At 58.8% G+C, this 12,913-nt stretch carries 12 protein-coding genes and 2 tRNA genes; 1 reads left to right on the forward strand and 13 read right to left on the reverse strand.

Annotation, left to right across the window (positions count from 1 at the left end; all coding sequences use genetic code 11):
• Positions 1-38: 38 nt before the first annotated feature.
• The 9 genes from rimP to rlmE form a co-directional block, all read right to left on the reverse strand.
• On the reverse strand, positions 39-497 hold the full coding sequence (gene rimP, locus ACLD1X_RS12720) for a ribosome maturation factor RimP (RefSeq protein WP_007973115.1): 459 nt from the start codon (positions 495-497) through the stop codon (positions 39-41).
• Between the two features lie 138 nt (positions 498-635).
• Positions 636-712 (reverse strand) — tRNA-Met (locus tag ACLD1X_RS12725).
• 97 nt (positions 713-809) lie between these two features.
• Positions 810-895: transfer RNA gene (locus ACLD1X_RS12730), tRNA-Leu, on the reverse strand.
• A gap of 22 nt (positions 896-917) precedes the next feature.
• Positions 918-1,301 carry a preprotein translocase subunit SecG gene (gene secG / locus ACLD1X_RS12735; protein ID WP_017336473.1) on the reverse strand — a complete coding sequence of 128 codons (384 nt, stop codon included), beginning with the start codon at positions 1,299-1,301 and terminating at the stop codon, positions 918-920.
• A 4-nt stretch (positions 1,302-1,305) separates the two neighbouring features.
• On the reverse strand, positions 1,306-2,061 hold the full coding sequence (gene tpiA / locus ACLD1X_RS12740; RefSeq protein ID WP_429368061.1) for a triose-phosphate isomerase: 756 nt from the start codon (positions 2,059-2,061) through the stop codon (positions 1,306-1,308).
• A gap of 66 nt (positions 2,062-2,127) precedes the next feature.
• Positions 2,128-3,465 (reverse strand): phosphoglucosamine mutase, encoded by a 1,338-nt coding sequence (gene glmM, locus ACLD1X_RS12745; RefSeq protein WP_429368063.1) that lies wholly within the window; start codon positions 3,463-3,465, stop codon positions 2,128-2,130.
• A gap of 16 nt (positions 3,466-3,481) precedes the next feature.
• Positions 3,482-4,333: a dihydropteroate synthase gene (gene folP, locus ACLD1X_RS12750; RefSeq protein WP_429368065.1), complete on the reverse strand. Its 852-nt coding sequence runs from the start codon at positions 4,331-4,333 to the stop codon at positions 3,482-3,484.
• A gap of 8 nt (positions 4,334-4,341) precedes the next feature.
• On the reverse strand, positions 4,342-6,252 hold the full coding sequence (ftsH, locus tag ACLD1X_RS12755; RefSeq protein ID WP_033047686.1) for an ATP-dependent zinc metalloprotease FtsH: 1,911 nt from the start codon (positions 6,250-6,252) through the stop codon (positions 4,342-4,344).
• Positions 6,253-6,451: 199 nt separating this feature from the next.
• Positions 6,452-7,084: a 23S rRNA (uridine(2552)-2'-O)-methyltransferase RlmE gene (gene rlmE, locus ACLD1X_RS12760; protein ID WP_429368067.1), complete on the reverse strand. Its 633-nt coding sequence runs from the start codon at positions 7,082-7,084 to the stop codon at positions 6,452-6,454.
• 105 nt (positions 7,085-7,189) lie between these two features.
• Between rlmE and ACLD1X_RS12765 the strand changes: the two genes are divergently transcribed.
• Complete coding sequence (locus tag ACLD1X_RS12765) at positions 7,190-7,498, forward strand: YhbY family RNA-binding protein (protein WP_007942889.1); 309 nt, start codon at positions 7,190-7,192, stop codon at positions 7,496-7,498.
• Between the two features lie 9 nt (positions 7,499-7,507).
• On the opposite strand, the gene ACLD1X_RS12770 is transcribed toward ACLD1X_RS12765, so the two are convergent.
• The 4 genes from ACLD1X_RS12770 to carA all read right to left on the reverse strand — a co-directional run bounded on the left by ACLD1X_RS12770 (position 7,508) and on the right by carA (position 12,894).
• Positions 7,508-7,912 (reverse strand): MFS transporter, encoded by a 405-nt coding sequence (locus ACLD1X_RS12770; RefSeq protein ID WP_429368070.1) that lies wholly within the window; start codon positions 7,910-7,912, stop codon positions 7,508-7,510.
• 28 nt (positions 7,913-7,940) lie between these two features.
• Positions 7,941-8,417, reverse strand: coding sequence for a transcription elongation factor GreA (gene greA, locus ACLD1X_RS12775; protein ID WP_085718693.1), 477 nt, complete (start codon positions 8,415-8,417; stop codon positions 7,941-7,943).
• A gap of 2 nt (positions 8,418-8,419) precedes the next feature.
• Complete coding sequence (carB, locus tag ACLD1X_RS12780) at positions 8,420-11,641, reverse strand: carbamoyl-phosphate synthase large subunit (RefSeq protein WP_429368072.1); 3,222 nt, start codon at positions 11,639-11,641, stop codon at positions 8,420-8,422.
• Positions 11,642-11,757: 116 nt separating this feature from the next.
• Positions 11,758-12,894, reverse strand: coding sequence for a glutamine-hydrolyzing carbamoyl-phosphate synthase small subunit (gene carA, locus ACLD1X_RS12785; RefSeq protein ID WP_429368074.1), 1,137 nt, complete (start codon positions 12,892-12,894; stop codon positions 11,758-11,760).
• Positions 12,895-12,913 lie beyond the last annotated feature (19 nt).

Raw genomic sequence — 12,913 nt, forward strand, 5'->3', positions numbered from 1 at the left:
GCCATTGGATCCGCGGGATCCGCAGTATCTGGCACGCCTCAGTCAAAACTGGGAATAATGTTGGCCTTGTCGATCATATCGATCGGCAACAGGAACTCATGGTCTTCTACCTGCACCACGACATCCTGCTCTTCTACGCCGCGCAGAAGGCCCTGAAAGTTGCGTCGTCCTTCAAAAGGCGAGCGCAGCTTGATCTTCACTTGTTCACCGGCAAATTTTGCAAACTGCTCAAGAGTGAACAGAGGGCGTTCCATGCCAGGCGAGGAAACTTCAAGGGTGTATTCAACGGAGATTGGATCTTCAACATCCAGTACACCGCTGATCTGACGGCTGACGATGGCGCAATCGTCCACCAGCACGCCGCCTTCTTTATCGATATAAACGCGCAACATTGAGTGGCGACCCTGGGCCGAAAACTCAATACCCCAGCATTCATAGCCTAGGGCCACGACCACCGGGGCCAGCAAGGCCTGCAACTCTTCTAGCTTGCTCGACACCTGAACCCCCTAGTGCATGTATGTGCATGCTATGCAAAATAAAAAAATGGGCTAAACGCCCATCCTTGAAACGCCGTCGAACAGCGGCGTTGAAAGTGTCCAGCTAACAAAAAGCCCCTTAAAAGGGGCTCCTTAAACTGGTTGCGGGGGCCGGATTTGAACCGACGACCTTCGGGTTATGAGCCCGACGAGCTACCAGACTGCTCCACCCCGCGACAAAGCTGGGGCGGAAGTATACGACCGATCCCCTACAGGGTCAATGTAACCTTCCACCTGCAAGAAAGCCCGCAACAGCGGGCTCTCCTGACTAATTGGTACCGAGAAGGGGACTCGAACCCCTACACCCTATGGGCACAACCACCTCAAGGTTGCGTGTCTACCAATTCCACCACCTCGGCAATACTACGTTTGAAACCCTTCTTACTTCTGCTCTTGAGCTGGAGGCACGTCAGTCGCTGGAGTAGCCGACTTTTGCTCTTGAAGCACCGGGACATCATCAGAAGCCGGTTGTTGCTTTGGAACTTCCAGTACCGCTGGATTTGGGAGACCTACTTGAGTCAGCTGGTGAGCCTTCTCTTTAGCAAAGTAACCTAACCCCAAGCTGGTTATGAAAAAACCTGCGGCAAGTATAGCAGTAAACTTACTAAGAAAGGTAGAGGAACCTTGGCTTCCGAACACAGTATTTGAAGCACCTGCTCCGAAAGACGCGCCAGCGTCCGCACCTTTACCCTGCTGCAGCAAAACCAGAGCTACTACGCCCAATGCACCCAGCAGATGAAAAACGACTACGACTGTTTCCAGCATTTTTTCAGTTTCCCGCGGCGCGACAAATCGCACCGAACTCATCTGCATTCAGGGAAGCCCCACCAATGAGGCCCCCATCGATATCCGGCATGCCGAACAGTTCGACCGCATTGGCCGCCTTCACGCTGCCGCCGTATAGAAGCCGCACACCTTGTGCGACTTCAGAATTCTCTGCCGCCAACTGCGCGCGAATGGCTGCGTGCACATCCTGCGCCTGTTGCGGCGTTGCAGTCAGCCCGGTGCCAATGGCCCAGACCGGCTCGTAAGCGATCACTGCCTTGGCAAAGGCACCGACACCAAGCTCCTCAATGATACTGCCCAGCTGACGCGAGACAACCTCAAGAGTCTTTCCGGCTTCACGCTGCTCAAGGGTTTCCCCTATGCACAACACCGGAATCAAGCCACATGCCTGTGCCGCTGCGAACTTGCGGATCAGCATTCCGTCCTGCTCGCCCATGATCTGGCGGCGTTCGGAGTGCCCGACAAGCACCAGGGAACAACCTGCATCCACCAACTGACTCGGTGCAACTTCACCAGTCAACGCACCCTGCCCGGCTTCCACCGCAGAATTCTGCGCGCCGACCGAAATCGACTTTCCTTCCAGGCTATCAATCACTTGATTGATATGCAGGAAAGGCGGGAATACCGCGACATCAACACTGCTCGGCAAGGCCAAGTCACGAAGGCCGTTGATCAGCTCAGCGACGCTGGCGCGGGTACCGTGCATCTTCCAGTTACCAGCTACCATAGGGCGACGCATGCTGTACCTCGTCGGTCAAAGTGGGCGCAGATGTTACCCAACACAATCATGGCTGGCAAGCCGAATTCAGGCAGAAACTTCAGTAACCAGTTTTGCCAGCTCTTCGGCATAGCCGCGAACCTGTGTTTCGTCTTCACCCTCGACCATCACACGTACCAGCGGCTCGGTTCCGGACTTGCGCAACAGCACACGCCCGCGCCCCGCCATGGCCTTGGTCACACGCTCGCTGGCCTCCTTGACCGACGGATGATCGAGAGGGCTTGCGCCGCCACCGAAACGTACGTTGATCAGTACCTGAGGACACTTGCGCAGCGCCTGCCGGGATTGTGCCAGGCCTTCATCACGCCTGCGCAGCGCCATCAACACCTGCAGCGCGGCAATGATCGCATCACCCGTGGTGGTGTGACTGAAGCACACGACATGGCCGGAGTTTTCACCCCCCACGACCCAGTTGCGCTCCAACAGCTCGGCAATGACATAGCGGTCACCGACATTGGCCCGCACGAATGGAATGCCCAGGTCAGCCAGGGCCAGTTCCAGCCCCAGGTTACTCATCAGGGTTCCGACCACGCCACCCTGCAGCCTGTCGCGCTCATGCAGGTCTCGGGCAATGATGAACAGCAATTCGTCGCCATCCACCACCGCGCCCGTGTGATCGACCATCTGAACCCGATCACCATCACCATCGAAGGCAATCCCCAGGTCGGCCTGCTCAGCCACGACGGCAGCCTGCAGCGGCCCCATATGGGTCGAACCGCAATTGTCGTTGATGTTCAATCCATTCGGCTGCGCCGACAGTACAACGACTTCCGCGCCCAACTCGCGAAACACACTCGGCGCCACTTTGTAGGTCGCACCGTGAGCGCAATCGATCACGATTTTCAGACCCGAGAAGCTGGTGCCGGTCGGCACGCTGCTCTTGCAGAATTCGATATAGCGTCCCGACGCGTCGTTGATTCGCGACACTTTGCCGATCTTGCTCGACTCCACCACGGTCATTGGCGTATCGAGCAACTCTTCAATCATCAGCTCGACTTCATCCGGCAGCTTGGTGCCTTTGCCGGAGAAGAACTTGATGCCATTGTCATCATGCGGATTGTGCGACGCACTGATCACGATGCCGGCTTCGGCATGAAAGGTGCGCGTCAGGTAGGCAATCGCCGGAGTCGGCATCGGGCCCAGGAGCATTACATCGGCACCTGCGGAGGTAAGCCCCGCCTCAAGCGCAGACTCGAACATGTAGCCGGAGATCCGGGTGTCCTTGCCTACCAGGACCTTGCAGGCGCCCAACTTGCGGAACGCCATGCCTGCGGCCCAGCCGAGCTTGAGCATGAAATCAGGAGTAATCGGGTATTGCCCGACTCGTCCACGGATACCATCGGTGCCAAAATATTTTTTGCTCATAGGTGCTCCATCATTCTTATTCGGCTGATTCCACTGCGGCGATCATCCGCACCACATCCACTGTCTCGGCTACATCATGGACGCGCAATATACGCGCGCCTTTCGCCGAAGCCAGCGCTGCAAGCGCCAAACCACCGTACAGTCGGTCTCCCACCGGACGATTCAATGCCTGGCCAATCATGCTCTTGCGCGAAACCCCGACCAACAGAGGCCGCCCCAAGGCATGCAGGGCCTCCATATGCTTGAACAAGCTTAGATTGTGCTGCAGGGTTTTGGCGAAGCCGAAGCCGGGGTCAAGAATGATCCGCTCAGCCGCAATACCTGCCAATGAACACTGGACCATGCGCTCGGCGAGAAACTCACCGACTTCCCTTGTAACGTCCCGATACTGCGGATTGTCCTGCATATCGCCCGGCTCTCCCAGCATATGCATCAGGCAAACCGGCAGCCCGGTGGCGGCTGCGGCATCCAGCGCACCATCGCGACGCAATGAACGAACGTCATTGATCAACCCGGCACCCAGGCGCGCAGTTTCACGCATGACGGCTGGCGTGGAGGTGTCGACCGAGATGATGACGTCGAGCTCGCGATTGATGCGCTCGACAATGGGCGCCACGCGCTCCAGCTCCTCCAGCGGCGACACCGCCCTGGCACCAGGGCGGGTGGACTCGCCACCGACATCGATCAGCGTCGCGCCGGCCGCCACCATGGCTTCGGCGTGGCGCATGGCCGCGTCGAGCTGGCTGTATTGGCCACCATCGGAGAATGAATCAGGAGTGACATTGAGAATGCCCATGACATGCGTCTGGGCCAAATCAAGAACCCGATTGCCGCAAGGCAACCGGGTCGAGGACTGAACAGAAGTCATTTCAAACCTTATACGTCAGCAGCAGGACCACCGATCGGTGTTTCCGGACGCTCATCCTGCACCACCGGAGGGGTGCCGGAAGTACCTGTGCCGCCCGACCAGTCGCGTGGCTCGCGAGGTGTGCGACCCGCCATGATGTCGTCGATCTGCTCGGCATCGATGGTTTCGTACTTCATCAGGGCATCGGCCATGGCGTCGAGCTTGTCACGGTTGTCCGTGAGAATCTGCTTCGCCGTGCCATAGCACTGGTCGATGATGCTGCGCACTTCGGAGTCGATCAGCTTGGCCGTTTCACCAGAGAAGCTTGCATTCTGCCCGCCACCGCCGCGACCGAGGAACACTTCACCCTCTTCTTCGGCGTACATCAACGGACCGAGTTTTTCCGAAAGACCCCACTTGGTCACCATGTTCCGCGCAATCTGGCTGGCGCGCATGATGTCGTTGGAAGCACCGGTGGTCACGCCATCGAAGCCCAGGGTCATTTCCTCAGCGATACGACCGCCGTACAGCGAGCAGATCTGGCTGATCAACGCACGCTTGGACAGGCTATAGCGATCTTCTTCCGGCAGGAACATGGTGACACCCAGCGCACGACCGCGCGGGATGATCGACACCTTGTACACCGGATCATGCTCAGGCACGACGCGCCCCACAATGGCGTGGCCCGCTTCGTGATAAGCCGTGTTCTGTTTTTCCTTCTCGGACATGACCATGGATTTGCGCTCGGCGCCCATCATGATCTTGTCTTTCGCCAGCTCGAATTCCTTCATCTCGACGATGCGCTTGCCGGCACGGGCAGCGAACAACGATGCCTCGTTCACCAGGTTGGCCAGGTCAGCACCGGAGAAGCCTGGGGTACCACGAGCGATCACGGCCGGAGCAACGTCGTCGCCCATCGGCACTTTGCGCATGTGAACCTTGAGAATCTGTTCGCGACCACGGATGTCCGGCAGACCGACCACAACCTGACGATCGAAACGGCCTGGACGCAGCAACGCAGGGTCCAGCACATCAGGACGGTTGGTCGCGGCAATCACGATGATGCCGTCATTCATTTCGAAACCGTCCATCTCGACCAGCAACTGGTTGAGAGTCTGTTCGCGCTCGTCGTGACCACCACCCATGCCAGCGCCACGATGGCGACCAACCGCATCGATTTCGTCGATGAAGATGATGCATGGTGCGTGTTTCTTGGCCTGTTCGAACATGTCGCGAACGCGGCTGGCACCCACACCGACGAACATTTCGACGAAGTCGGAGCCGGAAATGGTGAAGAACGGCACTTTGGCTTCGCCAGCGATGGCCTTGGCCAGCAGGGTTTTACCGGTACCCGGAGGCCCCACCATCAGCACGCCGCGAGGAATGCGGCCACCCAGGCGCTGGAACTTGCCCGGATCGCGCAGGAACTCGACCAGTTCACCAACTTCTTCCTTGGCTTCGTCGCAACCGGCAACGTCAGCCAGGGTCGTTTTCACCTGATCTTCGGAAAGCAGGCGCGCCTTGCTTTTACCGAAGCTCATCGGGCCACCCTTGCCACCCGCACCGCCCTGCATCTGCCGCATGAAGAACATGAACACGGCGATGATCACGAGGATCGGGAAGCTGGCGACCAGAAGCTGGGTCCAGATGCTTTGCTGCTCAGGCTGCTTGCCTTCGACCACGACGTGGTTATCCACCAGGTCGCCGATCAGGCCATTGTCCTGGATCGCCGGGCGAATGGTCTTGAAGCTGTCGCCATCGTTGCGTTTGCCGGTAATCACGTAGCCATCAACCGCTACGCGTTCGACCTTGCCATCCTTGACCTGCTGGATGAAGTCGGAATAGTTGAGGGTCTGCGGCTCGTTAGGGCTGGAGAAGTTGTTCATCACCGTCACCAGGACAGCCGCGATGATCAACCACAGGATCAGATTCTTTGCCATATCGTTCAATTAACTACCCTCTGAAGCAAGCTCCGCTACTGGCGCGCGCTTCGCATGATATTCACCGGCCTAACTTACTACATTACCTACAACTTGGCAGGCGCCGTCTGTAACCCTTTGTGAAACACTTCCTACACAATATTCGCTAATTCTGACAAGGCGTAATACAAAAATCCTATCACCCCGATCGAAAATTCACTCACTCCTCACTGCGTCCGCGGAAACCACGGCCTAGCAGGTACTGCTCGCGAGAACGGTCGCGCGACGACGTCGGCTTGCGCATCTGCACCTTCTCGAACTGCTGGCGAACGCTCTTGTGGAATTCGTCGAAGCCTTCGCCCTGGAAGATCTTGATCAAAAAATCACCACCGGGCTTGAGCACCCGGGTCGAAAGATCCAGTGCCAACTCGCACAGGAACATCGCTCGCGGCATGTCGACAGCCGGTAATCCACTCATATTGGGGGCCATGTCGGAAATCACAAGGTCTACTTCTTTATTTCCGACCGCATCGAGGATCTGGGCCAGCACGGCATCCTCGGTAAAGTCGCCCTGAATGAAGGTCACGTCCGGGATGCTGTCCATTTCCAGAATGTCAGAAGCGATCAGCGTCCCCTGCCCGCCAATCAGACGACTGGTCACCTGGGACCAACCACCGGGAGCTGCACCGAGGTCGATTACGCTCATGCCTGGACGAATCAGACGGTCCTTTTCCTGGATCTCCAGCAGTTTGTAGCTGGCGCGGGAACGGTACCCGTCTTTTTGTGCCATTTTGACGAATGGGTCGTTGAAATGCTCTTTCAGCCAGTTAAGGCTTGTCTTGGAACGGGCCACGGGATACCTCGGAAATAAAACGGGTCGTGATTAACTGGGCGGTCCCGGACTCGCTCGGGTAAACTGGCCGCCGCTTTTTACAAGATCAGACGCAGGGGTCAGATTATGCCGCTCACTCAAGAGCAGAAGAAACAGTACAAATCCATTGGCCACCATCTGAAACCAGTTTTGATTGTGGCAGACAATGGTTTGACTGAAGGTGTGTTAGCCGAACTTGAACGCGCTTTGGCGGATCACGAGCTGATCAAGATCAAGCTCAACATCCTCGATCGCGAATCGCGCCTGGCGTCCATTGCAGAGCTCTGCAAGGTCGGCAAAGCGGATCTGGTTCAGGTCATCGGCAAGATGGCACTGATCTACCGCAAGAACTTCAGCGTCAACAAGCAGCTGTCGAACGTCCATCGCTTCAAGTGATGGCAAGGGTCAAGGGTGTGCTTCGCGCACCCTGCCACTCCATCCCGGCACCGGCTGCAGCACCAGCACCACTCCGGTAAAGCCCAGAACAAGATAGCTGAACGCCTGCCAACGCACGGCATCCGGCCAGCCAAAACGCACCGCGAAGTACATCGCGCACGCGCACAGCGCCATCAACAGCAGTTGCCCGCGAATATCCCGCCATAGACTGACAAGGCCCTCGGCCTCAATCAGCACCAAAGCCTGGAAAATCACACACGCCGTAGCGAATCCCGCTACCAGCGCATTGAGCGTGCCTGCGATTTCGTCGATCAGTAGCGGCGCCAGGCCAATTCGCCCCAACACCGGCAACAGACCGATTTGCAACAACCACAAGCCGCCGACCCACAACATCTGGGCCAGCTGCCAAAGCATGGCGCCCGCACGAAGCGGGCGCCGGCCTTCAGATGTGGCGAACTTCGACAATCTCGTACTCGATAACGCCGCCAGGCGTCTTGACTGCAACCACATCACCCTCTTCCTTGGCGATCAAGGCGCGGGCAATCGGCGAGCCGACAGAGATCTTGCCGAGCTTGATGTCAGCCTCGTCCTCACCAACGATCTGGTAAGTCACGCTTTCATCGGTTTCGACGTTGGCGATTTCGACGGTCGTGCCGAAAATCACCTTGCCGGTGTGAGGAATGGTCGTCACATCGATGACCACCGCATTCTGCATGCGGCCTTCGATATCACGGATCCGCGCCTCGACCATACCCTGCTGCTCGCGGGCAGCGTGGTATTCGGCGTTTTCCTTCAGGTCACCCAACTCGCGGGCCGTCCCGATGTCCTGGCTGAGCTTCGGACGAACGACCTTGGTCAGGTGAATGTGCTCTTCTTCCAGGGCGCGAGCGCCCTGAACGGTCATTGGGTACTTCGTTATGCTCATGCCTTCAATCCTGCGTGTAGATCCTGCAAGCGGCGCACGGTCTTCTCGGGACCGAACTTCAGCGCTTCGCAGATGGCTTCGCCAGCAGCAATGGTGGTGGTGCAGTAAATCTTGTGCTGCAGGGCATTACGACGAATGGAGTACGAATCAGCGATCGACTGACGACCTTCGGTGGTGTTGATGATCAGCGTGACTTCGTCATTCTTGATCATGTCGACCACGTGCGGACGACCTTCGGTCACCTTGTTCACACGGCGCACTTTCAGGCCTGCAGCCTCAATCAGCTTGGCAGTTCCGGCAGTGGCAACCACTTCGAAGCCCAAGTTGATCAGATCACGGGCCACGCCCGCAACCAGCGGCTTGTCGTCGTCACGTACGCTGATGAACGCAGTACCGCCGGTCGGCAACACTTCGCTGGCACCCATCTGGGCCTTGGCGAACGCCTCACCGAAGGTGTCACCCACGCCCATCACTTCACCGGTGGACTTCATCTCAGGGCCGAGGATCGGGTCAACGCCAGGGAATTTGGCGAACGGGAACACCGCCTCTTTCACACTGTAGAAGTTCGGGATGATTTCCTTGGTGAAACCCAGCTCTTTCAGGGTTTTACCGGCCATCACGCGTGCTGCGATCATCGCCAGGGAGACGCCGATGCACTTGGACACGAACGGTACGGTACGGGAAGCACGCGGGTTGACTTCGATGACGTAGATGTCTTCGCCTTGCAGCGCCAACTGAACGTTCATCAGGCCGACCACGCCGAGTTCCAGGGCCATTTTCTTGACCTGTTCGCGCATCTCGTCCTGGATGTGCGCCGGCAGCGAGTATGGCGGCAGCGAGCACGCGGAGTCACCGGAGTGAACACCGGCCTGCTCGATGTGCTGCATGATCGCGCCGATCACTACGTCCTTGCCGTCGCAGACCGCATCCACGTCCATTTCGATGGCGCAGTTGAGGAAGTGGTCCAGCAGCACCGGGCTGTCGTTGGACACTTGAACCGCTTCACGCAGGTAGCGCTTGAGTTCTTCCTCTTCGTAAACGATTTCCATCGCACGACCGCCCAGTACGTAGGACGGACGCACCACCAGCGGGTAACCGATCTTGCTGGCAGCGCGAATGGCTTCGTCTTCGCTGCGCACGGTGGCGTTTGGCGGCTGACGCAGGTTCAGGCGCTGGACCATCTGCTGGAAGCGCTCACGGTCTTCAGCACGGTCGATTGCATCAGGGCTTGTGCCGATGATCGGCACGCCAGCGGCTTCCAGGGCGCGAGCCAGTTTCAGCGGGGTCTGGCCGCCGTACTGGACAATCACGCCTTTCGGCTTCTCGACGCGAACGATTTCCAGCACGTCTTCCAGGGTCACTGGTTCGAAGTACAGGCGATCGGAGGTGTCGTAGTCGGTGGATACGGTTTCCGGGTTGCAGTTGACCATGATGGTCTCGTACCCGTCATCGCGCAGGGCCAGTGCCGCGTGTACGCAGCAGTAGTCGAACTCGATGCCCTGGCCGATACGGTTCGGACCGCCGCCCAGGATCATGATCTTGTCGCGACCCGATGGCGCGGCCTCGCACTCTTCCTCGTACGTCGAGTACAGGTAGGCGGTGTCGGTGGCGAACTCGGCGGCGCAAGTGTCGACGCGCTTGTAGACCGGGAAGATTTCCAGCTTGTGACGGTGAGCGCGCAGGCTCTTCTCGGTCACACCCAGCAGCTTGGCCAGGCGCTGATCGGAGAAGCCCTTGCGCTTGAGGCGGAACATCAGGTCGCGGTCGATGCTGGTCAGGCCCAGGGTCTTGACCTTCGCTTCTTCCTTGATCAGGTCTTCCATCTGCACCAGGAACCAAGGATCGATCATGGTCATGCCGAAGATGTCTTCGACGCTCATGCCGGCGCGCATTGCGTCCGCCACGTACCAGATACGCTCTGCGCCCGGCACGGTCAGCTCGCGCTTGAGCACGCTCATGCTTTCCGGGTTGCCCAGGTCAACTTTCTCGTCCAGGCCGCAAACACCGACTTCCAGGCCGCGCAGGGCTTTCTGCAGGGATTCCTGGAAGGTACGGCCGATGGCCATGACTTCACCGACCGACTTCATCTGAGTGGTCAGGCGCGCGTCAGCCTTGGAGAACTTCTCGAAGGCGAAGCGTGGCAGCTTGGTGACGACGTAGTCGATGGACGGCTCGAAGGACGCCGGGGTCTTGCCGCCGGTGATGTCGTTCGACAGTTCGTCCAGGGTGTAGCCCACAGCCAGCTTGGCCGCGACCTTGGCGATCGGGAAACCGGTGGCTTTCGAGGCCAGTGCCGAGGAACGCGATACACGCGGGTTCATCTCGATCACGACCATGCGGCCGGTGTTCGGGCAGATACCGAACTGAACGTTGGAACCGCCGGTTTCCACGCCGATCTCGCGCAATACCGCCAGGGAGGCGTTACGCAGGATCTGGTATTCCTTGTCGGTCAGGGTCTGTGCAGGAGCCACGGTGATCGAGTCGCCGGTGTGCACGCCCATCGGGTCGAAGTTTTCGATGGAGCAGACGATGATGCAGTTGTCCTTCTTATCGCGGACAACCTCCATCTCGTACTCTTTCCAGCCGATCAGCGATTCGTCGATCAGCAGTTCCTTGGTCGGCGACAGGTCCAGGCCACGGGCGCAGATTTCTTCGAACTCTTCACGGTTGTAGGCGATACCTCCACCGGTGCCGCCCATGGTGAAGGACGGACGAATGATGCACGGGAAGCCAAGCTTCTCGAGGACCGCATTGGCCTCTTCCATGCTGTGGGCGATACCGGAACGCGGGCACGCCAGGCCGATGGATTTCATGGCCTTGTCGAAACGCGAGCGATCTTCAGCCTTGTCGATGGTGTCGGCATTGGCGCCGATCATCTCTACGCCGAACTTCTCCAGGACGCCTTCGCGCTCCAGGTCCAGGGCGCAGTTCAGGGCGGTCTGGCCACCCATGGTCGGTAGCAGCGCGTCCGGACGCTCTTTCTCGATGATCTTGGCAACGGTCTGCCACTTGATCGGCTCGATGTAGGTGGCGTCGGCCATGGCCGGGTCGGTCATGATGGTGGCCGGGTTGGAGTTCACCAGGATGACGCGGTAACCCTCTTCGCGCAGGGCCTTGCAGGCCTGGGCGCCGGAGTAGTCGAATTCGCAGGCCTGGCCGATCACGATCGGGCCGGCACCAAGAATCAGGATGCTTTTAATGTCTGTACGTTTTGGCATGGGTTTGTCACTCAAATCCGCAGGTCAGTCGGCAAGCCGTCTTGTTCAATCTCTGACTTGAGGGGGGCACCGGTATCGGGGCCACCCTCAAGCCGTGCTACATCAAGGGCGAGCGATCAGCGTCGCTTGGCCATCTCGTTGATGAAGCGATCGAACAATGGCGCTACGTCGTTCGGGCCAGGGCTGGCTTCAGGGTGACCCTGGAAGCTGAAGGCGCTCTTGTCGGTACGCTCGATACCTTGCAGGGTGCCGTCGAACAGCGACTTATGGATCGCGCGAACGTTGGCTGGCAGGGTCGCTTCGTCTACGGCAAAACCGTGGTTCTGGCTGGTGATCATCACCACGCCGCTGTCCAGATCCTGGACGGGGTGGTTGGCACCGTGGTGGCCGTGACCCATTTTCAGGGTCTTGGCGCCGGAGGCCAGGGCCAGCAGTTGGTGACCGAGGCAGATACCGAAGACCGGAATTTCGGTTTCCAGCACGTCCTTGATCGCCTGGATCGCGTAGTCGCAAGGCTCCGGATCACCAGGGCCGTTGGACAGGAACACGCCGTCCGGCTTCAGCGCCAGTACATCGGCAGCTGGCGTTTGCGCAGGCACCACGGTCACGCGGCAACCGCGCTCGACCAGCATGCGCAGGATGTTCACCTTGACGCCGTAGTCGTAGGCCACGACGTGGTACGGCAGCTCGGAGGCTTCGAGGGTCGCGTGGCTGTCGGTTTTCAGGTCCCAGACAGTCGAGCGCCACTCGTAGCTTTCCTTGGTGCTGACGACTTTCGCCAGGTCCATGCCCTTGAGGCCAGGGAAACCCTGGGCGGCGGCGATGGCGGCTTCTTCGGAAATGTTGTCGCCGGCCATGATGCAGCCGTTCTGCGCGCCTTTTTCACGCAGGATGCGCGTCAGGCGGCGGGTGTCGATACCGGCGATGGCCACAACATTGTTGGCCTTCAGGTAGTCGGACAGGGACATCGTGTTACGCCAGTTGCTCGCCACCAGTGGTAGGTCACGGATGACCAGGCCGGCAGACCAGACGCGGTTGGACTCGGCGTCTTCCGGCGTGGTGCCGGTATTGCCGATGTGCGGGTAAGTCAGGGTAACGATCTGTTGGGCGTAGGAAGGATCGGTAAGGATTTCCTGATAGCCGGTCATTGCGGTGTTGAACACCACCTCACCAACGGTCTGACCGTCGGCTCCAATGGCTTCGCCGCGAAAAATGCTGCCATCAGCAAGGGCGAGTATGGCTGGCTTAGTCAAGAAGACCTCCCGTAAATAA

It is taken from the genome of Pseudomonas sp. 18173 (genome assembly GCF_050432945.1).
In the GTDB taxonomy this organism is placed as follows: Bacteria; Pseudomonadota; Gammaproteobacteria; order Pseudomonadales; family Pseudomonadaceae; genus Aquipseudomonas.

Excerpts from the sequence above, each read along its gene's own strand:
- carB (WP_429368072.1), bottom strand. The coding sequence starts at position 11,641 with ATGCCAAAACGTACAGACATTAAAAGCATCCTGATTCTTGGTGCCGGC.
- glmM (WP_429368063.1), bottom strand. The coding sequence starts at position 3,465 with ATGAGCAAAAAATATTTTGGCACCGATGGTATCCGTGGACGAGTCGGG.
- ftsH (WP_033047686.1), bottom strand. The coding sequence starts at position 6,252 with ATGGCAAAGAATCTGATCCTGTGGTTGATCATCGCGGCTGTCCTGGTG.
- ACLD1X_RS12765 (WP_007942889.1), top strand. The coding sequence starts at position 7,190 with ATGCCGCTCACTCAAGAGCAGAAGAAACAGTACAAATCCATTGGCCAC.
- secG (WP_017336473.1), bottom strand. The coding sequence starts at position 1,301 with ATGCTGGAAACAGTCGTAGTCGTTTTTCATCTGCTGGGTGCATTGGGC.
- folP (WP_429368065.1), bottom strand. The coding sequence starts at position 4,333 with ATGACTTCTGTTCAGTCCTCGACCCGGTTGCCTTGCGGCAATCGGGTT.
- ACLD1X_RS12770 (WP_429368070.1), bottom strand. The coding sequence starts at position 7,912 with ATGCTTTGGCAGCTGGCCCAGATGTTGTGGGTCGGCGGCTTGTGGTTG.
- tpiA (WP_429368061.1), bottom strand. The coding sequence starts at position 2,061 with ATGCGTCGCCCTATGGTAGCTGGTAACTGGAAGATGCACGGTACCCGC.